This window comes from Porphyromonas levii DSM 23370, assembly GCF_000379925.1.
GTDB lineage: Bacteria > Bacteroidota > Bacteroidia > Bacteroidales > Porphyromonadaceae > Porphyromonas_A > Porphyromonas_A levii.
In genome coordinates, this window is sequence record NZ_KB904204.1 from 37,212 (window position 1) to 60,092 (window position 22,881).

Annotated in this window: 17 protein-coding genes; 4 read left to right on the forward strand and 13 right to left on the reverse strand. The window is 47.1% G+C overall.

The window, feature by feature from the left end:
- Positions 1–5 precede the first annotated feature (5 nt).
- A complete protein-coding gene (locus A3GG_RS0100565) occupies positions 6–1,040 on the reverse strand; it encodes a lysylphosphatidylglycerol synthase transmembrane domain-containing protein (protein ID WP_018357399.1) in 1,035 nt (344 codons plus the stop codon).
- A 61-nt stretch (positions 1,041–1,101) separates the two neighbouring features.
- Here A3GG_RS0100565 and rsmA point away from each other — a divergent pair, with 61 nt between their 5' ends.
- The 4 genes from rsmA to A3GG_RS0100585 are packed head-to-tail and all read left to right on the forward strand — an operon-like array spanning position 1,102 to position 6,688.
- Positions 1,102–1,881, forward strand: coding sequence for a 16S rRNA (adenine(1518)-N(6)/adenine(1519)-N(6))-dimethyltransferase RsmA (gene rsmA / locus A3GG_RS0100570; RefSeq protein WP_018357400.1), 780 nt, complete (start codon positions 1,102–1,104; stop codon positions 1,879–1,881).
- Positions 1,878–3,236 (forward strand): magnesium transporter, encoded by a 1,359-nt coding sequence (mgtE, locus tag A3GG_RS0100575; protein WP_018357401.1) that lies wholly within the window; start codon positions 1,878–1,880, stop codon positions 3,234–3,236. The genes rsmA and mgtE overlap by 4 nt, the downstream gene beginning before the upstream one ends.
- Before the next feature lie 6 nt (positions 3,237–3,242).
- The gene (locus tag A3GG_RS0100580; RefSeq protein ID WP_018357402.1) at positions 3,243–4,775 is read left to right on the forward strand and encodes a glycoside hydrolase family 10-like protein; all 1,533 of its coding nucleotides are present in this window, start codon (positions 3,243–3,245) and stop codon (positions 4,773–4,775) included.
- The gene (locus A3GG_RS0100585; protein WP_018357403.1) at positions 4,772–6,688 is read left to right on the forward strand and encodes a beta-N-acetylhexosaminidase; all 1,917 of its coding nucleotides are present in this window, start codon (positions 4,772–4,774) and stop codon (positions 6,686–6,688) included. Before A3GG_RS0100580 ends, A3GG_RS0100585 begins: the two co-directional genes overlap by 4 nt.
- 78 nt (positions 6,689–6,766) lie before the next feature.
- Here the strand turns inward: A3GG_RS0100585 and upp are convergent, their stop codons facing one another.
- The 12 genes from upp to A3GG_RS0100645 all read right to left on the reverse strand — a co-directional run bounded on the left by upp (position 6,767) and on the right by A3GG_RS0100645 (position 22,796).
- Positions 6,767–7,423: a uracil phosphoribosyltransferase gene (gene upp / locus A3GG_RS0100590; protein ID WP_018357404.1), complete on the reverse strand. Its 657-nt coding sequence runs from the start codon at positions 7,421–7,423 to the stop codon at positions 6,767–6,769.
- A 25-nt stretch (positions 7,424–7,448) separates the two neighbouring features.
- Positions 7,449–8,267 (reverse strand): transglycosylase SLT domain-containing protein, encoded by an 819-nt coding sequence (locus A3GG_RS11490; RefSeq protein WP_169333136.1) that lies wholly within the window; start codon positions 8,265–8,267, stop codon positions 7,449–7,451.
- A complete protein-coding gene (locus tag A3GG_RS0100600; protein ID WP_026215503.1) occupies positions 8,260–8,832 on the reverse strand; it encodes a transglycosylase SLT domain-containing protein in 573 nt (190 codons plus the stop codon). The genes A3GG_RS11490 and A3GG_RS0100600 overlap by 8 nt, the downstream gene beginning before the upstream one ends.
- Positions 8,829–10,016, reverse strand: a complete 1,188-nt coding sequence (locus A3GG_RS0100605) for a class I SAM-dependent rRNA methyltransferase (RefSeq protein WP_018357405.1) — start codon at positions 10,014–10,016, stop codon at positions 8,829–8,831. Before A3GG_RS0100605 ends, A3GG_RS0100600 begins: the two co-directional genes overlap by 4 nt.
- Positions 10,013–10,699, reverse strand: coding sequence for a 3'-5' exonuclease (locus A3GG_RS0100610; RefSeq protein WP_018357406.1), 687 nt, complete (start codon positions 10,697–10,699; stop codon positions 10,013–10,015). Before A3GG_RS0100610 ends, A3GG_RS0100605 begins: the two co-directional genes overlap by 4 nt.
- Positions 10,699–11,259: a DUF5063 domain-containing protein gene (locus A3GG_RS0100615; protein WP_018357407.1), complete on the reverse strand. Its 561-nt coding sequence runs from the start codon at positions 11,257–11,259 to the stop codon at positions 10,699–10,701. Before A3GG_RS0100615 ends, A3GG_RS0100610 begins: the two co-directional genes overlap by 1 nt.
- Positions 11,260–11,665: 406 nt before the next feature.
- Complete coding sequence (locus tag A3GG_RS0100620) at positions 11,666–12,736, reverse strand: endonuclease/exonuclease/phosphatase family protein (protein WP_018357408.1); 1,071 nt, start codon at positions 12,734–12,736, stop codon at positions 11,666–11,668.
- 8 nt (positions 12,737–12,744) lie between these two features.
- The gene (locus A3GG_RS0100625) at positions 12,745–14,712 is read right to left on the reverse strand and encodes a DUF5689 domain-containing protein (protein WP_033408027.1); all 1,968 of its coding nucleotides are present in this window, start codon (positions 14,710–14,712) and stop codon (positions 12,745–12,747) included.
- A gap of 28 nt (positions 14,713–14,740) precedes the next feature.
- Complete coding sequence (locus A3GG_RS0100630; RefSeq protein ID WP_018357410.1) at positions 14,741–17,494, reverse strand: carboxypeptidase regulatory-like domain-containing protein; 2,754 nt, start codon at positions 17,492–17,494, stop codon at positions 14,741–14,743.
- A gap of 79 nt (positions 17,495–17,573) precedes the next feature.
- On the reverse strand, positions 17,574–19,178 hold the full coding sequence (locus tag A3GG_RS0100635) for a DNA/RNA non-specific endonuclease (RefSeq protein ID WP_018357411.1): 1,605 nt from the start codon (positions 19,176–19,178) through the stop codon (positions 17,574–17,576).
- A 217-nt stretch (positions 19,179–19,395) separates the two neighbouring features.
- Positions 19,396–20,556, reverse strand: coding sequence for a redoxin domain-containing protein (locus A3GG_RS0100640; protein WP_018357412.1), 1,161 nt, complete (start codon positions 20,554–20,556; stop codon positions 19,396–19,398).
- A 20-nt stretch (positions 20,557–20,576) separates the two neighbouring features.
- On the reverse strand, positions 20,577–22,796 hold the full coding sequence (locus A3GG_RS0100645) for a trypsin-like serine peptidase (protein ID WP_018357413.1): 2,220 nt from the start codon (positions 22,794–22,796) through the stop codon (positions 20,577–20,579).
- Between the last annotated feature and the right edge of the window lie 85 nt (positions 22,797–22,881).

Here is a 22,881-nt window from a genome sequence, read left to right on the forward strand (position 1 = left end):
ATCTCTTATTTGTTATCTATTTTCGTATGTCGATTAACTAGCGGGAGCAAGCCTAGTGCTATCAGCCCCACCATATTAGTCCAGATAAATACTTGGAAGGTATGCACAATAAGTGCAAAGTTCTGAGCATTGGAGGTCTCTACCCCAAATGCCATTAGGGAATATATCACCATAAAGTGCCAAGCTCCCATACCGCCTTGGACAGGAGCGACAATAGCCACACTCCCCATTACAAAGGAGAGAAGCCCTACGGCTGGTCCTAGATCCGATGTGAAGCTAAAGGCATAAAAGGTGATATAAAACTGCAGGAAGTAGCTTGCCCATATCCCCACCGTGTAGAGGTGGAATAGCCACTTCTTATCCATCGTCCGTATAGTACGAAGCCCCTCTCTCACATTTCGGAAACTATGCATTGTCCTTTCGCTCTTCCGAACCCAATGCATTGCCACAAGCACTAATACAATAAGGAGAAGTAGCACTATATAGAGCCAAGGAGAGCGCATGACCCCTTGGAGCTTGAGGAGTGCATCGGGGTTGTTTTCAAAGAAACTAGTAAAGAAAGGGGTATTGAGCAACAGCCCTAACAAAATCAGGACAGAGACAGCCACGACATCGTAGATACGATCAATGAAGAGGGTACCTACTAGCTTGGATATACTGATGCCCGAATAGTGCGACATAGCACCCACACGCCACACCTCGCCCAGACGGGGTAGAGCCATATTGACTACATAATTTCCGTGCGTAGTAAGTAGAGAATTTACTGCACGGACATTAGGGTCGAGACGTTTATTGAGCAAGTGCCACCTAAAACCCCTAAATGTATTCCCTAGGGTACCAAATAGGGATGCGAAGATGATGATACCAAAGTTGGCATCACCACGAAGCGTCTCTAATAGAGTCTCCACATCCATATTGCGGTACAGCAGCCACAGGATTAATACTCCGAAGGCCAACGGCACCAGCACCTTTAGTGTAGTCTTAAGTCCCTTATTCATTGTCTCATCGCCACCCCTCATCACTTTTTTGTATCTTTGCATAGCAACGCGAGGATGGTTTCGCAAAATTACCATTTCTTCGGCAATATTTAGAATAAAAGAGATGCAAAAGGTACGAGCAAAGAAAGCACTGGGGCAACACTTCCTCCGCAATCAAGATATTGCAGAGCGGATTGCCGACACCCTTGTAAAGCACAAGTTACCCATTCTCGAAGTAGGACCAGGCATGGGGGTGCTGACTCAGTACCTAATCCCTAAGTATCAAGAGACGAAAGTGGTGGAGATAGATACTGAATCAATCAGCTACCTAAGAGTCGCTTTCCCATCACTAATTCCTAATATTATAGAGGCAGACTTCCTCTCCCTACCCCTCGATCGAGTATTTAATGGGCAACCATTTGTCTTGATTGGCAATTACCCCTACAACATCAGTAGCCAGATATTTTTCCACATGCTAGAGTATAGGGAGCTAATTCCGGCAGCATCGGGGATGCTCCAGAAAGAGGTTGCGCAGAGATTGGCGAGCGGTCCTGGGTCGAAAGACTACGGCATCCTCAGTGTGCTCCTCCAAGCATGGTATGATATTGAGTATCTATTTAGTGTGGCACCAGGGAACTTCGACCCACCACCAAAAGTGCAGAGTGGTGTGATACGAATGGTACGTAATAACCGTAAGGAACTAGGGTGCGATGAACAGCTCTTCAAGAATGTGGTGAAGACGACTTTCAACCGCCGACGTAAGATGCTGCGCAATTCGCTCCAGCCACTATTAGGAGAGCGCCATCTACCAGAGGGGTATCCGCTTCTCCAAAAGCGACCCGAACAACTAGGGGTAGATGACTTCATTGCCCTTACCAACGATATAGCAGAAGTACTCCGATGATAGAGATGAGTAATGAGGAGGCAAAGTATATTACGAGCCTCATAGAAGAACGGAAGGAAGAGGAGCTAAAGTCATTAGTTGAGCAGCTCTATCCAGCCGACATTGCCGAGCTATTGGAGGAGCTCCCAGCAGAGGAGACCCTCTTCTTCTACCGCCTGCTCCCAGGTACGGTAGCAGCCGATGTGCTGATGGAGATGGATGAGGTGGAGCGTAAGGAAGTCCTCGACCTACTCACGGACGAAGAGATTGCCGACACGTTCTTGACCCACATGGATTCGGACGACGCTGCCGACCTACTCCAAGAGCTTGACGAAGACAAACAGGATGCTATCCTCGCCCACGTAGAGGATATTGAACAGGCGGGAGAGATCATAGACCTTCTAAAGTACGGGGAGGATACCGCAGGAGGTATCATGCGGAAGGAGATGATGGTCGTCAACGAGAACTGGTCTATGCCCCGCTGTATGGAGGAGCTCCGTATACAGGCGGCAGAGATGGAGGATGTCTACTACATCTATGTGATTGACGATGAGGAGCGACTTCAAGGTATTCTGCCTATTAAGAAGGTACTGACCAGCCCCAATGTGTCCAAGATAAAGCACGTAATACTACGCGACCCTATCGTTGTTCATGAGAATGACACTGCAGAGGAGGTGGTACGCACCTTTGAGCGCTACGACCTAGTTGCCATACCGGTGGTAGATAGTATTGGACGACTAGTTGGTGTTATTACTGTGGACGACGTAGTGGATCAGATGCGTGAGCTGCATGAGAAGGACTACCAGTTGGCATCTGGTCTTTCCTCCGATATTGAGAGCTCCGATACTGTTGTAAGACAGATAGGGGCGCGGCTCCCTTGGCTACTACTTGGAATGGTAGGAGGAATGCTCAATAGTGTTATCCTCGGAGGGTACGACAATGTATTTGCTGCTGTGCCAGCTATCTCGCTATTTATCCCTTTGATGGGTGGAACAGGAGGAAACGTAGGGATGCAATCGTCAGCAATCATCGTACAAGACCTCGCCACGGGTTCTATCAAGCCTGGAAAGGTAGGGTCACTCCTACTTAAGGAACTTGCAATAGCGCTGATGAATGGTGGTATCCTTAGCTTGGTTCTCTTCATATACAATTACTTCTACCTCAAGGATATCGTTGTGATGTCCTCGGTCTCTATCAGTATTTTCACAGTAGTACTCTTCGCTAGCTTATCGGGAACCATTGTTCCGCTTACCTTGGAGCGCCTCAAGATGGATCCGGCTCGAGCTACAGGTCCTTTCATCACCATTATGAACGACCTTATAGGTATGTTCATATACATGAACGTTACCAACTTCCTATTCAATTACTTCAACTAAATTAGGATGAGAAAATACATTCTATTCGCCCTCCTATTACTCATAGGGCTTTCTTCGTGTAAGAGCAAGAAGGCACTTACTAACGACCAGTACGCTAATAAGGCTCAGAAAGAGGTGTACCAGCCTCAGAAGCGAGAGTTTAGAGCAGCATGGATTCCAAATGCTTGGAGAGGAGAGTACATGGGTAGGAGTAGTGCATACATACAGAAGAGTCTGAGAGATCGGCTCGACCTACTACAGAGGACGGGCTTCAATGTAATAATATTCCAGGTTCGCTCGGAGGCAGATGCTTGGTACTATAGTCCGTATGAGCCATGGAGCCGTACGCTAACTGGCACCCAAGGTGTTGCTCCTGCGCCCATGTGGGATCCGCTCGACTTCATGGTAAAAGAGTGCCACGCTAGAGGAATGGAGCTACATGCTTGGATTAACCCCTATAGAGCGGCTACGAACGTAAATACTACCCTCGCTCCTAATCACCCCTACCATAGGCACCCTGAGTGGTTTTTCAAGTACGGCAATCAGCTCTACTTCAATCCCGCTCTCCCTGCAGTACAGCGCTATACTTGCCAAGTAGTCGACGACATTGTGGAGCGATACGATATCGATGCTATACATATTGACGACTACTTCTACCCATACCCGATAGCCGGGGAAGTGATTCCGGATATTGCAGACTACCAAGCGAGCCCTCGTGGATTTGCTAATATCGGAGACTGGAGAAGAGACAATGTGAACCAACTCATCAGCCAATTATCGGCTACGATTAAGGCGCGCAAACCTCATGTCCGCTTTGGTATCAGCCCCTTTGGTATCTATCGTAATGAGAAAAGCGACCCTGAAAGGGGAAGCAAGACCAAGGGGCTCCAAAACTACGACGACCTCTATGCAGACATTCTCCTATGGGACGTGATGGGATGGGTGGACTATATTGTACCCCAAATATACTGGGAAATTGGGCACAAGACTGCCGAACATACTGAGCTCGCTCGGTGGTGGAGCCAGCATATACATCTAGCCCAATACTATATAGGTCAGGATGTTAAGCGAACTATGGATCATGATGAGCTACACTCCAAACTCAATATAGCCAATCGCACAGCACTGGGTGTCGTAATGTGGCCTGCCGATGAGCTATTCTCAAACTATAAGGGAGTCACCACAACTATGCGCACTCGGTACTGGACAAAGCCCGCACTCGTACCAGCTTCTGCCTATCCAAGTAGTATCCGTAGGTTCAATGAACCGAAGCGAGAGACCTCTATCGTGAGTCATGAAGGCAAACTCACTCTCTTCTGGGAACCAGATATGCCGTATCCCTCTGGATTGGAGACTAAGTACTACGTTATCTATATCCATAAACCAGGAGAGAAGCTCTCCAAGGCGACCTCTGAGGATAATCTATTAGCGACTACCCAAGAGCCTTTCTACGTACTCCCCTATATTAATGGGAAGGAACGAGTGGCTTTCACTATTACTCGAATAGATAGATACAATCAGGAAACACTCATTGCACACAACGTAAAAGCCAAGATATGAAGAAGTTGTTGCTCTCCCTTCTCCTCCCTCTATTTACCCTTAGTTGCCTAGCTCAGGTGCCACTGCTACCGAAGCCACAGCAAGTAGAATGGCTCAGAGGAGAAACAAAAGCGAAAGACCTAGGCGCTGTCACTTACTCAGACGCCTCCCTTTCGGAATATGCCCAACTTATCGGAAGTACATTCTCGCTAGAAGGGAAAGGCAAGCGAGGGGGCATACAGCTCCAGCTCAATCTAAAGGACAGCAATAAAGAAGCTTATCGACTCTCTATTACACAAAAGGGAATCGAAGTAAGCGCAGTTACCCCCACTGGCATATTCTACGCTATCCAGACGCTTCGCCAGCTCTACAACAAGGAGACAGAGGCTTTCCAAATGGTCAAGATATACGATGCTCCTGCCTTCCCGTTCCGTGGCTATATGGTAGATGTAGGGCGCAACTACCAGAGTATCTCCCTGCTCAAGCAGCAGATAGACGTGATGGCAACACTCAAGCTCAATGTGTTCCATTTCCATCTAACTGAGGATGTGGCATGGCGCTTAGAGATTAAGCAGTACCCACAGCTCACTAGCCCCGAGTCCATGACCCGTGACCACGGTCTATTCTATACCGAGGCAGACATCAAGGAGCTACAGAAGTACTGCGAAGATAGGCACATCACCTTTATGCCCGAGATAGATATGCCAGGGCACTCCAAAGCATTCGTCAGAGCCATGGGCTTCGAGATGCAAACCCCTGAGGGCACTCAGGCTGTTGCCAATATCCTAAAGGAGGTGACAGAGACCTACAACTTCGATATCATCCATATCGGTGGCGACGAGGTCAAGATTACAGACACGAAGTTTCTACCTACAATGATACACATCCTAGAGAGCAAAGGTATCAAAGTAATGGGATGGCAACCTGGTGGCAACCTCACCAATAGTGTTATCAGACAGCTATGGGGTGAAGACTCTAGCACTCTATCAGAGGGTTCCGACCTAGTCTATATTGACTCTCGCAACCTCTACATTAATCACCACGACGCTTTGGAGGGCGTACCATTGATATTCAATCACAAGATAGGCGGGCAAGACAAGGCATCCGACCGTGCTATCGGTGCTACGCTCTGCCTGTGGAACGACCGTCGACTTCGGAGAGGAGAAGATAACTTCGCCCACAACGCAGTGTACCCTTCCCTATTCGCCTTTGCCGAAAGGACTTGGGTAGGAGGTGGCGACGCCTACTCCTATGTAGGGATTCAGGAGAAAACCCTGCAAGAACTCGCCGACCTAGAGCATCGAATAATAGCTCTACACCAAGACCTCTTCCCTTATCTTCCCTTCCAATACGTTCCGCAGACTAATATCCGATGGAATATCTACGGTCCCTACAACAACGAAGGAGAGACCTCTCGTGCCTTTGCTCCCGAGATAGAAGGTGTGGAGACGCTTCAGCCCGATACCACATTAGTAGGTGGCACAATTATCCTGCGCCACTGGTGGCACCCTGCAGTCCATGGGCACTTCCAAGATGCGAAACCCAATACCACTTATTATGCCTCCCGCCAAGTGTGGAGCGACACCGATAAGATAGCAGACATGTGGATAGGCTTCTATGACTTCTCTCGCTCCCAGGCAACCCCTACCCCTGCGCTTGACACTTGGAATAACTATGATGCCAAGATATGGATCAATGGCGAAGAGATACACCCACCTAAGTGGCTCAGAGCAGGACAGAAGGGAGGCGATAACGAGTACCCCTATGAGGATGAAAACTATATCATGCGTACTCCACACAAAGTACATTTGAAGAAGGGTATGAATACTATTCTAGTTAAAGCCCCTATCCCGTCCTTCAACTCCGGCATCTGGTACGCGCCGAATAAATGGATGTTTACCGCAGTCCTTCTCGATGGTTCTGAAACCAAATAGGCTACAGCCAAGAGATAGTAAAACACGGGGTAGACTCTAGCGATGAGTCTACCCCGTGTTTTACTATCACCTATTGGCTTAGTCGTCTAGCTTAGTTCCGAAAGCTAAGTCACCAGCATCGCCAAGACCAGGAATAATATAGGAATGGTCATCAATCTCAGGGTCATTGACCGCTGTCCATAGCGTACAATCCTCAGGCATTACCTTAGACAAATAGTCTAGTGCAGGCTGGCTAGAGATAACTGAGGCTATATGAAGCTCCTTAGGAGTACCCTTGGTAAGGATAGCCTTGTATGCCAACTCCATGGAGCTACCTGTAGCCAGCATCGGATCTACAAGAATCAAGGTCTTACCTTCAATAGAAGGAGAAGAGAGGTACTCTATCATCACTTCAAAATTGAGACGATCCTTGTACCTACGGTATGCCGATACAAAACAATTCTCAGCTCTATCGAAGTAATTCACAAAGCCCTGGTGTAAAGGTAATCCAGCGCGGAGGATAGTTGCCACTACTACTTGGTTTTGATCCAACATATCGGTAGAGACAGCCAAAGGGGTCTGCACATCAGTCGCCTTGTATTCAAAGGTCTTACTCATTTCATAAGCTAGCACCTCGCCGATACGCTCTATGTTACGCTTGAAGCGCATGCGATCACCTTGAATATTCACATCGCGGAGCTCAGCGATAAAGCGATTAAGAATCGAGTTTTGCTCCGAAAGATTGATAACTTTCATACTTCTTTATATCATTTGTTTAGTATTATTTTCTACTCAGTAAGGCATCGTATGCCGCTTTGCGCTCCAGCACTTGCTCTACATACTTGGTGGTCTCTCTACCCCTCAGGTAGCCATTACGGACAACCGCATCATTGTAGTACTCTGGGTTGCTCTTCAGAATAATAAATTGCCTCACCCCTCCGTTCCAAATGGTATCTGGGGCATTGTGTTTGCGTGCCAACCGCATCGCATCTAAGACATGCCCTGCACCAGCATTGTATCCTGCCAAGGTGAAGTAAAGCCTCTGTAATGGATCCTTCACTTCCGAAAAATACCTATAGGTATCCATCAGCACATCCACAGAGACACGTACCGACACTTCTGGCTGTAACAACTGTGCCTTGCTAGCACCATGAGAGCGTCCAGTACTCGGCATAATGCCCATTAGTCCTCTTGCCCCACTCCAACCGACAACGTTGCTCCTGAACGTACTCTCTTGATAGGCAATAGCCGCAAGCAAAGTCCATGCCCATGGTGTACGCTTGGCTTCAGACTTAAATATATTATCATAGACCGAGATAGCTCCGCGCTCCAAAGCTACCTTAAGGGGCTTCTTAGTATTGCCTATGATAAATTGCCTCAAATGGCTATTCTGCTCCTTTAGCTCTGAGTAATGGCGAATCTTCTCGGGAGCCAAGAGATAGGTATCTAGTCGCTCTACCATTTCGCTATTGCCCTTAGCAACAGCCCAACTATAACGGATAGGAGCGCTCACCAAGAGACTATTATCCAGACTAGGGTAGAAGAGCTTCATGCTACTAGCTAGCTCTTTGCCTGCTATCGCATACTTTATGCTATCCACCTGAGCCATCTTCAAGAGTATTTCCTCTATACTGAGGGTGTCTGGAATAGTTATATTTATTGGGTACCCTATCTCCTCTTCTATCTAGCTCCCCTGCGCTACCATACTCTGTCCACACATCTTTCCCAGCAATCTCAGAGAGGGAATGAACCACAGACCCCTTCTTCTGCACCAATACAAGCGAAGTAGTATCTACAATACCGCCGAAGTCAAAAGCCTCCGTATTGGCTTTGGTCATAGGAATAGGGGTAATACACAAATCTACTTTACCCTCAGATACCCAATTGAGAAGGCTATCGGTACTTTTCGCAATATGAATATCTAGAGCCAACTGGTGTGCTTGAGCAAAGTCGACAACCTTTTGGTACTCTTGACCCATAGTCTCCCCTCGGTATAGGTAGAAATCCTGTGGCGAAGTCATTGTCGCAATCCTAAGCGTATCCGACTCCTCTATCTCTGCCCACGAGCGAAAAAAAATCCTCTCACTCTCGGTAGTCTCTGTTGTGTCATCACAGGCGACCAAGAGTAAGAGGAAGGGTATCAATAAGAGTATTCTATTCTTCATACTACGTAAAGTAAAAAGCCCTTGAGGTACTCACCCTCGGGGTGATAGATACTCACAGGATGATCGGCGAACTGACCGAACTGCTGCAGTACCCTTATCTCTCTGCCAGCATGCAGAGCACTAGTGAAGAGCGCCTGACGGAAGTCCTCCACGCTCACTACTTGCGAGCATGAGAAGGTAAAGAGCAAACCCCCAGAAGCTATCTTGCGCATCGCCTCGGTATTGAGTTTACGGTACCCTTGTAGTCCATTTTTAAGCACTTCACGTCTCTTAGCAAAGGCTGGCGGGTCTAGTACAATAAGGTCGAATGCGCCCTCTTTCATATCGTATAGGTACTTGAAGGCATCCTCCACCACAGAACTATGCTTCTCTAGCTCTGGCTCCGAAAAGTTAAGCCTCATATTCGACTCCAGCATATCAATAGCTTTGGCAGAACTATCGAGGGAGACTACCTGACGGGCACCACCCCTCAGGGCATAGAGCGAAAAGCCACCCGTATAGCTAAACATATTGAGTACCTTTTTGTCCTTAGCCAATTCTCCTACCCTCTGTCGGCTTAGTCGCTGATCCAGAAAGAAACCTGTCTTTTGCCCCTTCAGGATATCAGGAGCAAACCTCAGCCCATTTTCCTCAGCCACTATCGTCTCGATATCATGCCTTTCACCCCATAGCAATTGATCAAGTACGGGTTCCTCTATGGGCAGTGTGTCGCTCGACTTATAGTAGATGGCACTAAGATGCTGACCATAGAGAGCTTTCAGCGCCTCCACTATCTCCTTCTGCCGAATATGCATGGTTAGGGTATGCGCTTGGATGACAGCCACATTCCCATAGATATCTATGATAAGTCCAGGCAACCTATCCCCCTCACCGTGAACTAGTCTATAAGCCTCATTAGGTGACTCCAGAAGACCAAGTACTCTCCTCATATCTAGAGACTCCCTCAGTCGGCGTACCCAAAAGTCGGCGTCTATGCTTTCCTCCTCATCAAAAGTAAGCAAGCGTACAGCTATACTCCCCTCCTCATAGTAGCCACGGGCAAGAAACCGATCCCCCTCGCCTACTACATCCACAATATCTCCTATCTCTATCCCCTTGACACTAACCAAAGCCCTAGAGAATATCCAAGGATGCCTACGGTCTAGAGAGGCGATACGCCCCGAATTTAGTTGCACACGCTTCATTGCTTACTTTGCTTACTATCTTTCTTCTTCAGCACCCTTTTCTTAGGTTGCTGTACATCCAAATTAAAATACATACTCCTATTGAGTACCTTCTTAAAGCCTTCGAATATCCTAAGTCCTGCATAGGCATCGAGTGCAGCATAGTCTACTTGCCCCTCCGTAAGCTCCTCACGCTCCCAATCGGAGAGTCTTTGCCCCTTGCTAATACGCTTATTATATAGCACAGCATAAAGCCGAGTCAGAGAGAGCACCTCCACTCCTGCACCTTTCGCAAGCGTACGAAGGTCTACCATCCTATTCGTTATCAACTGGTGATCCGCCCACAACCCTTTGGCATCATCACCAATAGCTACACCGACCTTAGCGATACGCTTACTCTTGAGTATCTTCTGCAGCGGCTCCAGTAGCTTCTTGTCCCACGAGGGCAATAGACGAAAAAGCACCACAAAGTCGGGACTCGACAATTGTAGGAGAGAGACCTTATAGCTCTTGCCTTTGCGGAAAGAAGGCTTGGTCTCGGTATCAAAGCCAAGTACCTTATTACCCTCCTTCAGACGATTACAAGCCTCCTCCACCTGCTCTATAGAACTGGTATGAGACAGCACCACCACACCGATAGGTAGGGTCTCAGGCTCCAGTTTCTGCAGCTCCTCTTTTGTGATATTTGTCTTATACTCTGCCATCACATCCAATCCTCATGTTCCCCATCCTCAGCAAGCTCGAAGTCGGGATCATTCAATAAGTCATGTAACTGTCGGAGTGCTGCCAATAGGAGCGTCCCCCACCGCTCCATCATCGTATAGCGTACCTCAGCCACGGCTTGATACATATTCTGCTCATGCACACTCCTCATAATCCACAAGAAGTCCGCTAGTGCTTGGTAGATATCGGCTAGCACTTCAGCCACACTTACGCTAACAGGTCTATCGGAGTACTTCATTTCCTCCATCTGAGCATTGAGAAAACGATCATGCTCTCCCAATACTCGCTCCAAGCGATTTTGGACAGCCTCATAGTCTTCCTCCCTTACTTGGCGCTCTAGTACGGTAAAAGGATCCAATGTAAGCGTAGGAAGTGCCAAGCCAAATGCATAGATATCAGCAAGAAGGCGTCTGCAGCTCTCTACTGTATCTCTATCCCATCTAGGAGTAGTCGCTGGCTCCACGAGTGCACAGTAGGCTGCTGCCACTTGCACGAAGTCCAGGACACCAGGCATCCTCAATATACTCTTATCCTTTTCCATAGTCATATTACCGTCAGTATAAACCTCACAAAGGTAGCTAAAATCCCCCACATAGAGGGCGCATTTGGAAAGCAATCCAGGGCAATCCTATGTACAACCCCTACCAAGGAACCGTTTGCCCGAGATTAGCTATTGGTACTCTACCGAGCGGCTTCAGTCTCTCCCGGGAGGGACTGGAGTTCCTCCCGGGAAAAACTAGAGTCTCTCGCGGGAGAAACTGGAGTTTATAGCGGGAGAAACTCTAGCCACTAGGGTGAGAGAATACTATGACGACATATAGGGCAAAAAAAGAGACAAGGAAGAATTATCCACTAGATCACTAAGCAACAGTTTCCTAGAAGAGTATGTGAAAACAGAGCTACGACAGGAAATGCCCCGCCGTAGCTCTGCTATTGGTTACCGAAAATTAGCGCTGTTGCACTAGGTATACAACCACAGGGAAGTGGTCACTATAACCATCGATAAAAGAATTGTCCTGAAAGGTACGATGTGGATAACCTTTACGTTTGCCCTCCTGTGTAACTAGGAAATCACGGTTAAACACTTCCATCTTCCAAAGCCTCAGTTTTTGATCATCGGTAAGTAACCCCTTAGATACTATCATCTGGTCGAAGAAGTTCCAGCTGTCTTGATAGACCAGCGTACCAATACCCTTCTCCAATAGCGATGCTGCGGGATTGTAAAGTCCTTGGGCACCGACCTCGCTCCTCAACTTCTTGGCATTGAGAACCTCTGTCACGCTCCTATTGGTAGGGTCATCATTGAAGTCACCCATCATGATAATCTTTGCATTGGGCTCTTCTTGGTATATCTTATCCATAATCTGCTTAGAGAGGCGTGCCGCAGCTAAGCGAAGGGGCTCAGAAGCGCCACCACCATAGCGACTAGGCCAGTGGACTACAATGAAGTGCACCTTCTCACCAGCAATGTAGCCATACGCATGAAGCTGATCACGGGTAACGAAATCGGGCTGTTCTTCCCACTTAAGAGTATGGTACTCATAACCCTCAAGGGTAAAGATATTAGGATTATACAATGCACCTACATCAATACCTCTACGGTCGGGACCATCTTCGTGCACCACCTTGAGCTCCATACCTTTTACCGCTTCCCGTTGTGTAAGATCCTCAAGGACTCTCCTATTTTCGACCTCAGCAACACCTATAAAAGCAGCACCGTATGGTGTTACCTCCTTCCCTAGAGAGCCGAGAACGCGAGCCAGATTATCGAGCTTACGCTCATACTGAATCTGAGTCCAGCGATAGGACCCAGTGGGTAGAAAGTCGTCATCCCCCGTATTATTGGGATCATCGTCGCAATCAAAGAGATTCTCTAGATTGTAAAATCCTACTGCGTAGGCGTTGTACTGCTTGCCGTCACTATTACGGGCAACTTGCTTGGTGGAGCCACAGCTCCCCAAGACAAGCGCCGTAATAACAACGATAATGGCACGCCACGTGTACAGTGTCTTCCTCATACCCTTACTTACTCAAAACTGATATTATCAATGTAAAGATCGTAAGCGGACTTGCTACCGTACTTGAAGGAAATCAGGTCTTTACCCACCTCTGTTGGAAGTGTCATTAACTGACCGTTGATAAGAGCTGTAAGATCTAGCGTAATCTTGGTCCAATTACCAACATTTATAGTGCCTTTGTAGTCGTTCTTTGTAACACCAGTTATCTGCTTAGCTCCATTTACATCTCCTAAGTTATAATTTACATATCCTGCTGGCTTTCTTTCTTTAGTCTTACTGTCATAGTAGGTAATCTTAGGATTCGTATTAAAGACATTGATAGATAGAGACTTGTCAGACTTACCCTTGATATAGAAAGTAATCTTCTTAACCTTTTTCATATCAATACCTTTAGGTACTTTGGCAGTAAAGATATAGCCATTCTGCGTATCAGTTGTACCTGACAACTGAAGTGCTCCTGAGCCATCTATTCCACCTGTAGCGGACTGCTTCCCAAACTTCAATCCATAAGTATTTAGACTACCGAGGAAAGCATTCCAATCATTAAAGTCAGAACCTGGGAAGAGCAGAGCACCAGGGGTTGGATCTGGTTGTGGATCTGGCTTTGGCTGTGGAGCAGGCTCAGTACCACCAGCAGCGAGCTTACCACCTTCACTGGTGACCTTTAGGTTCTTAATCTGCCACTGACCAGAACTAGCATCGGTACAAACGTACTTATATGCAAAAACGACTTTAGACTGTCCGAGAACTGATGCTGGGAGCACGATATCTCCACTCATTACAATCGTCCAATTGTTGCCTGCTGGATATACTGGAATTTCTACCTGTGTCCAAGTAGCATCAGCAACCTTTCCTGTATAGTTAGTAGAGACCCAAAGAGTCTGTTCCTGCTTCATCTTACTTACATCACCTTTATTGATGGTGTGTTGGAATGACAAAGATATACTCTTAGCACTAGTAAGATCGAATGCAGGTGAAATAAGCCAGTCTTCATTAGGGTTGTTTTTACCGCCATTGAAACCAGACATACTAACATTCTTGTACTTAGTATCAACCTTCCATACTTCATTACCCAGGATACTAACAGCAGTCATCTTGCCCATATCTGCAGCGAAGGTCTCGGCATAGATAACATTACCGGCAGGAGGATTAGGGTTTACTTCTCCGCCTGTGATAGGATCCTTACCGGTGAAGCCAGAACAATCATCAGCGGTACGAATAAAGAGCTGATAATCTTTGTTGAACTTAGAGAGAATACCTACGACAGTACCGTTGCCCTTAGGCAAAACATCGTTGGCGAAGCTAGCATATTTACTATTACGCACAATGAGTTTCTTGCCAGTGGTATCCTTGAGCGTACGGTTGACAGCGTTCTGAGCTTGATCACCATAAGTAGCAGTACCACCTAGCTCGAAATACACATTCTCCAACTTGATAAGCGTACCCACCATATTATCGGAGAACTGAGCGATAGTTGTCGTCTTGGGCTTAGCCTTCTCAGCATCTGGTCGCTTATCTCGTAGGATCTGCTTCTTCACAACCTCATAGGGGATGCGATTACTTTGGGTATCTTTCATTCCTATCTGAGTCACGCCGCCATAGCTCGTAGCAGCAAGACCTTGTAGCTTGATGAATACCTCCTGACCTACTTGGTAGTCGTTGGAAATATTATTCTGGTCGATACCGATGGAGATACCACCTGTAGCATCCTGTACGTAGATCTGCTTATAGATATTACCAGATACATCATTGCCCACTACAACAGCGCGGATGGCCAAGTTGTCCTCGATTATCTGACCTTCCTTAGGTACTTTCTTGAACTTATCCTTGTACTCAGCAATAGTGATCACTTTCTCATCACCAGGTGTCACTGTAGGATCAGCTAGCAGTGGCGCATCGTATTTACGCTCGCAAGATGCGAAACCTAACCCTAGCAGGGCAGCGAGCGAAATAAGTGACAATCTACTTAGTTTCATATTCGTATTTGTATTCTTAATTTTTATATTACCAATTATAGCTTGCATTGAGGAAGAAGTTGATCCCCTGCATATAGTAGTGCTTATTTGTAAACCTCTCGGGATGATCTAGGTTGATACGCCCTTGCTCGAAACCTCCTACGCGTACGTTCTTATTATTGAGAAGGTTGGATACTGAGAAGTTGAAGTTGATACGGTCTCTATTCTTTAGGTAGAGAATTTTACCGATACTTAGATCCATGGTAAAGCCCGCTGCAAAACGCTCCTGAGTAGTCGTCTGTACAAAGGAGTCATATAGCTTAGGATCGTGACCTGGCTGACCTGGAGCTACTACCGAAGTATAGTTGGAAGCCATCCTACGAATATGAGCAACGTCGATATGATTGTATCCAAAACCATTGAAGTTGACATTGAAGAACCAGTACTTATAGAAGTAACCAACACCGAAGGTACCTAGCACCTGTGGTACACCACCAATGTATAGGTTCTTCAAATATACCTTTTCTTCTTGGTTTTTGATACGACCATTGGTACTATTGAGCACACCCATTGGATCATTGCTATAGTAGTACTGAGCGGCAGTACCGATAAACTCAAGGGTAAGTGCATCGGTAGGACGATACTCTAGTCCTAGCTCCAATCCTTGGTGCACCTTATTCATACCGTATAGCGTATGGAGGGTGAAGGTACGCTCGCTATCATTATAGTATGCTACCTTCTTCATATCATCCCAGAAGCCGGTATAGAATGCTGAGATACGCCCTCTAAACTTAGGCACAGAGAAGATATAATTAAGGTCGAAGTTAGCTATCTGCTTGCTCTTGAGTACTGGCACTACTTCGTCTGTAATATCAGGAGAGATGTACATCTCACGCTCTAGCTGAGGGCGATTGAGGTAGGATGCATTGGCAGTAATGAAGTGACGACCATTAATCTTGTAAACTACTCCTGCCTTGACATCGAAATTGATAAAGGCGTGTAGCTTGCCCTTACCAAAGGAATTATCGGGATAACGACCATTCTTCATCATACCCTCTCTTCTGATAGTATTGAGGGCTAGTTTGGCTCCGTAGTAGAAGTCTACCTTATCGTACTTATGTTGGTTCTGCGCCCATATACCTGCGTTATAGATATGGTAGCGGTAATCATAACCAAACACATCGCCCTTGGAGACACGGCGATCAGGTCTATTGAGGTCGTTTTGGCGCACTTCGTGGTTCCCCGCAAAGTCTCTCTCGGCATACTTGTCGTTATCCAACAAGTAGTCTGCGCCCAAGAGGTCATCTACGGTCTTGAAACGCTTAGACTGTGAGTACCTAAACTCTAGTCCACCATCAAACGACAAGGACTGAGAGATCTGCCTATTGAGGGTGCTACTAAGGGCTATCTCGCCTAAGTCACTCCTCTGCTCCTCTACCATATAGATAGCCGAGCCATTACCTTGGAGATTATTGAGGTGGTTCACTTCATAGAGACGATCCCAATTAATCTGAGAGATCTCACCGCTCTTCCATAGAGACTCATAGTAGTGCTGTACTACTGGAGCACCATCGAAGTAACTAGGGAGATAGCGGTAGTAATCAGGGCGAGGGTCGCTACCGTTGTACCAGTTGAGCGAACTACGACCATACCTATTGTAGTGGGCAGCTATACCTGAAGTAAGAGTAGTCCGATAATCGGGCTTCCATACATGAGAGAGGATTGCTGTAGGGTCCCAGCTCTTCACCACTCGGGCATTGCGCTTCTTGCCATTCTGCCATCCCCAGTTGGGATTGTATAGATTATCACCCACGAGCTTTACTGCCTCATTGACCGACGAGCCCTGTTGACCGCGCTCTACTGGCGAACCGAAAGTGATAAAACTAAGACTGTGTCTGCCATTGTCCCACACCTTTTCTACGCCCAACATATAGGAGATGTTCTTGTAGAATACACCTGGGATTGCGCCTTCGTGTGCATATCTTCCGCCGATAGCACCAGAGATTGCCCAACCATTATCCATCAATCCGGTATTGTAGCTTAGGATAGAACGGAGGTAATAATTGCGGTTGGTACCAGAGACGGTAAACTTACCACCTCGGGTATAGTTGGCTGGGCGCATATTGATATTCTCCGAACCACCTATATCACCGAAGGAGAATGGGGAAGCACCCATATAATTAATGCGGTTCCCATTGCGCGTCATATCATTGAGTGCTCCTACAGAGGAGTAGTTGAATACCCCGCGGACACCCTCATTGAAGTTGATTCCATTGATATACCTCTGCTCGTATTGGCTATCATAACCACGTGTACGATGGCGGAACTGTGAAAATTGGAAGCCCGCATTCTGTAAGTAGACATCGTTGGAGAAGATAACCATTGTATTGGCGCTCTGCCCCTGACCCTCATCATCTATCTGATCAAGGTCGATATTGTCTACAATACCCACGAAGTGTGCATTATCCTTCATCACATTCTGTACCATCACAATGGTACCCACATCATTTGTACGATTCGCCGAGATCTCCACTTCTCGTTCGACTGTAGCGTGGAGCGTAGAGGTGAGGACTAGCTTATCCTTTCCGCCCTCGACGTTGTAGAATACAAAGCTACCATCCGCTCCCGTGGTAGTCCGCTGATTATTATTCAGCAGTGTTACCACTATCCCGCCTATCGGATGCTCTGTACCACTATCCTTCACTACACCCCGGAGCGATGTGCCCGACTGTGCGCTAGCAGAGAGTAGAGAGACCGACAGCAGCGTGCAGACCATAGCCATAAGTCTATAAAGCCTTTGCATTTCTCTTTCTTTTCTAATTAGTAAATTATTATTCTGTTAACTATGTTATCTTCAACTGATGTATACCGAACTCCCAAGTCTACCAGTCGCGACTATTATTGAGACTCTTCACATGCGCAGCTTCCGACTCGGGGAGATGGGGGAAGAACTTCACGCCCAACTCTTTCTCTAGTTGCTGCACTGTACAAGTAAAGTCTGACCACTTGCTCTTTGTATCGATATTAGGCATCTTAACCCCTATAGATATCCATTTACCCCCTTTCTTCTTTAGGAGCACCTTCCAAGTATGGGTAGGGATAGGGCACTGCTTATCTCCATCCCTATCGGTAACGGTACCATTATTATGGGAGAATATAGGGCCACATGCTACATACATCGTATCGGTCGGATTTGCCCGCTTTGCCCAGCTATTCTCCTTATTCTCTAGCACATTCCAGATACCACTATTCTGAGATTGCTTCTGTGGTACCATATTGGAGTAGTAGAAGGTCGTCTTATTCAACTCTATTGAAGCAGTCCGTTGGTTACTTGCCAACATGTGCCCACGACTAAAGTCTAGCTCCCTAGGGCGATAGCTCCTGGATAAATTCATTTGATACCTCTTGGGGACATCGGGGTCATACACCCAAGCATCGTTTCCTATCACTTTATCAGCCCTACCTGAGTTACCTACACAATCATGATATAGTGGATAGGCAACAATATAGGGTTGGAACTTATCCTGACTAAAGTAAACCGTATAGTTGCGCCGAACACCTCCTAAAGTAGACCCACCACCGAACCAAGCATCGGGAGCATTGTGCTGTACCACATACATATCTGTCATAGAACCATTCTGCACCAACACCTGCTCCATATACGAAGTACTGTAGACCAATGCTCCCGCTTGGACTACAGCGGCACCATTCTCTAGCGATACCGTATAGCCATAATACTTCCCTCCTTCCACAGACTTAGAAGAAGACAACTTAGCATCGTATTGGTTACCATCGTGCTCTATCAGAATCCTCATGCCATCAAGTCTCTGTCCTGGCATCAAATAAGTATGGTACTCGCTACCACGGTGCACCAAAGAGAGGGAGGCAACCTCCGAATCTGTAGTGAAGCGACCACTCGTCACGTCTAGTACACCTGTGGTAAGGACATCTAGCACGCTTACCTTTGCTGAGGTGCTAGGGGCAGAAGTCTTAGAGGTATCGAGTGAGATACGGAGCTGCCCTAGCTTATGTGTAAAGTTGAGCGCCAGATTAGGCTCTGCATTGGTAACCGTACCCTTAGCCCAAAGCAATGGTTGGTTGTTTTCCTTAGAAAGGTCTACCCTCACAGCCCCATCTGTAGCCGAGGGATTGTATGGAGCATAAGCCCGAACAGCATGTGCTTCGATACCGAATGGAATCGTAATCACACCTCCTGTAAAACGAGTACCATTGCCCTGCCCATTTGCCACATACCGTACATTATTCGCCTTTAGTGTAGTAGAGAATACCCCGATAGCGTCATCACTCGCCCAAGATTCACCTAGACTACCAGGCTGAATCACTACAGACGATTCCCCTAGCATAGAAGTGGTAAGCCCTAACTCCATATTCCCATTGTGAGCCTCCACCTCCTTTTTGCTCGAACAAAAAGAAAATCCCATGGCGAAAGCGATAATAACCAAAGGCAATGCTCTTGAACCCTTCATTCTTTTACCTATTGTAGTAGTTAAATATTGACTTTATTTATCTCTCTCATATTGCTCATCAAAGGTAGCAACAATAAGTGAAGTTAGCCCGAACTGCGCCTCAATATTAAGTTAAGTAGTATTAATTATAAATGGTCTCCCTATAGAAACCTTATCAGGCATCTATAGGGAGACCACCTACAATGGAGAAGAATACCCCCCTTCCATTAGACCTCTATTAGAGAAGTGAGGAGATCTGCTCTAGCGAACCTATCCTATGAAGCTCGTCCCCGTTATTCTTAATAAGGAATAGTGAAGGGAGAGAGGGGAGGTTGTACAACCCTACGAGGCGCGAATAAGCTCCATCTCTATCGATGAGACTAGTCCATGGCAGATCTTTAGCTGAGGTAATCCAAATATGCGGGTCTGTATCTAGCGATACCTGAACTATCTTTAGCCCCTTTGCACTATACCTACTATAGAGCTGAGCTAGTGCAGCATTGAATTCTTGGCTCCAATTGGCTTGCATCGTAGAGAAGGCAAGTAGCAGGCTATTGCCCTGAGCAACGATGGCAGAGAGACTTACCTGGTTACCCTCTGTATCGGGAAGAGAGAAGTCGATATAACCAATGGGCTTAGCTGCCGCAGCCAATAGGGTACTATCCTGTGGCATAGTAGCAGCCTGAGCCATCCTCTTCTGTTCGCGCACTACAGCGATAGAGCGAAGCGCCAAATCATAGAGGTGCTTGGTGCGAGGATTCTCTGCCTGAAATGCCTGATATACGTTGGCAATGGCGGCAAAGGCCTTAGAGTCCTTCTCGTCGTATAGGTTGAATACCAGATTGCCATCTACCTGCTGGAAGAGTGCAAAGTAGGCAACGGGAGATTGTGGGTTGCTAAATATGAAACGCTCTGCCACACTCTTATACCCACCAATAATGCTATCACGACGCACTGTGTAGAGACTGTCCGATGGAACGTTCACGAGCTTGGAGAGAGCTACATTGGCATCGAGCAATGCCAACCATACTTCTCGCATCTGAGCCGAAGCTTGATCGCCGCTAATAGAATAGCTGGTGGCAAAACTCTGTACATCGGAGGTAATCGTAAGGTCGGTAGGCAAGGTATCCACCACAAAAGGAATAACCTGCTTGCCTAAGCGCAAGCGATAGAAATCGGGATACTCTGGCAATTCATGACTGAAGCTATACTTCCCGTCGCGACCAAGTGCTACGGAGTCAACGACCTCCGTCCCAGCCAATCCTAAGTACTCTAAGTAAATAGTCTGATTATCGGCACCTGCTATAGTCCCGGCGACCCTAAATTCCTTGCCACTATTACAGCTACTTACGATAAAGATGCTGATAAGAGCGACGATGATGCTACTAATTCTCTTCATATATCTATTGTCTCTGTATTTCAATTCTTTGGGAAGTATGCCTTCACACGGTCTGACCACTCGGGTGTCTCTACATGGATGATAACCACCCCTACCCCTTCGAGTAGGTTCCGTGGGATGAAGAAATGCACGCCTACCCGTGTGTCGGAAAATAGTCTCTGTCCCTGAAGGGTGTATACATTGATATTCTTAACACTCTCCGCTGCAACCTCTCCAAGCGTTAGGAGCATCTGACCATCCAGCGCTGGGGTGAGTCGAAGATGAGGTGCAGCTACATCTTGCGGCTTTAGTTGGGCATTGCTCAATAGCGGATCTATCCACAAGGAAAGTCCTCTATTACTTCCTCCCACAGTTGCTGGTACCCACTGGCTACCCACCAACCATTGAGCTGTACCTCGTGAAGCATCCTCGTGCTGCTGGTGGACAATACTCAGTTCGGCTGGCAGCTGGTTGAGCGCAAGCCCAAAGTGAATGGTCTGCTCACTACTCACCGTGATAGGTTTCTCGAAGGAGAGATACACCTCACGTGGTCTACCATCATTGAGATTCAAGCCTAGCTCGCTCAGTGGCAACTGAAAAGTCTGAGCAGGAGTCGTCGAACCATCGAAATAGAGGTTGAGCTGCAAGCGATCAGTATTATTAGCTTTGCCATGAAGCATCAGATAGGCTCCATAAATTTTAGAGCCAGCCGCCACACGATAGCGCTCTGCTACCACTGTAGCACTCTGTGCTGCGCCTACCACCTCTGCTCTCCCTAGCTGTGGTAGAATCTCCAAAACGGGCTTGGTGCTCGGTGGGATAGACATATTGGTAACCCGTACAGGCGCTTGCTGGCTACTGTTACCACTAGTGCGCCCAGGAGTACTTGTGGTCTGTCCCTTCCCCGAGGGGTCAAGAGCCTGCACGAGTTTACGCGCTTCGTCGTCGGAGGAAGCCCATACACGCTCTAGAGAAGCAAACTGATCGGAATATCTCTGTGCACAAGAGGATTGTCCTCCAGTAAGCACTCCGATAACTCTGTGACCCGAGTCGAAAAGAGGCGAACCCGATGAACAAGAAGCTGTAGTCCCTATAGTCCATTGCTTAACAAATAGGTGCTGATCACGACCAAAAGGGTATGGTTTGCCTGTTGCAGGGTTAATATTTCCTGGGAACGAACCATACGTTAGATGATCCAGATAGAGATTAACCCTCTTGGTAAATCCATATGGGTGATGGATATTGAAATAAGTCTCTTGGAGATTGGGCTTAGCATTCCACCCCGAGTAGTAGGCAGGATACGCCACTGGTGGGCGCTGGTTCAACTCTATCAGACCCGTATCTGTATAAGGATGGTACGCCAGCAGACTAGATCCAGCTATCGAATGACTGAAGCTAGGTTGTATAGACCCGTCGCACATAGGGGTTTGATACCCGAAGAAGTAAAGGAACTTGCTAGAGAAAGCTGTTACATCGACTTTCGAAAAATTCCAACTGATAACGTGTGCGGCAGTAAGAATCAATGGACGCCCATCCCCTGAACTATTATTAACCATCACACCTGTTCCGAGTGCTTTTCCGTCGACCATAATCAGCACAACACTCTTGCCTACCTCGCTATATTCCGGATAGCAAGCGAGCTCTGGAGTGCATAATAAGCTCTTCGGATTACCAAGACGTGGGGGCACCTTGAGACTACGCACACCATGGTGTACCTCTTGTAGATAGAGACGAGGGGAAGGGCTACCTTTAGGAGCCTGTAGCTCAATAATGACATCATCGGCAAAGATAGGCTGAACGGGCAACGAATGCTGGGCATTGTTATTCTCCGAACCAAAGCCTCCGATGACATTTTTATTATCGAGTGTACTATACACATAGAGATAAGCACCCTCAGGGATATCAAAAGTACTAAAGAAAAAACCTAGACTCTTAGCACCTGCCGAACGTACTCTGTAGCGCCAGACCTGTGTGCCATCCGACCACACACTCTTCTCCGCCTGCTGAATAATATCTACTCCTGCGGGAAGGGTGTGGGCAAAGACGTAGGTACGAAGCTCTGCCGAAGCCTGCTCCATAGCCATAAGCGCTGAATCTTGGTCAAAAACTGGCAACCTAAGTGTAGGTAATTGTAGCAATTCCGAGGTACGCACTTCACCGCCCTCTGCACGTCTCTCACCTCCAGACACTATCTGAGCCCTGAGTGGCAGTGCCGAAAGGAATAAGAGGAGCGCACTCCATATATATACAGTCTGTCTCATACTTTCAATTCTTAAAAAAAGGTACAACTCGCCTTTCTAGCTACAAAAGTAAATAAAAAATGCCAATAGAGGTTGTTACTTCGCA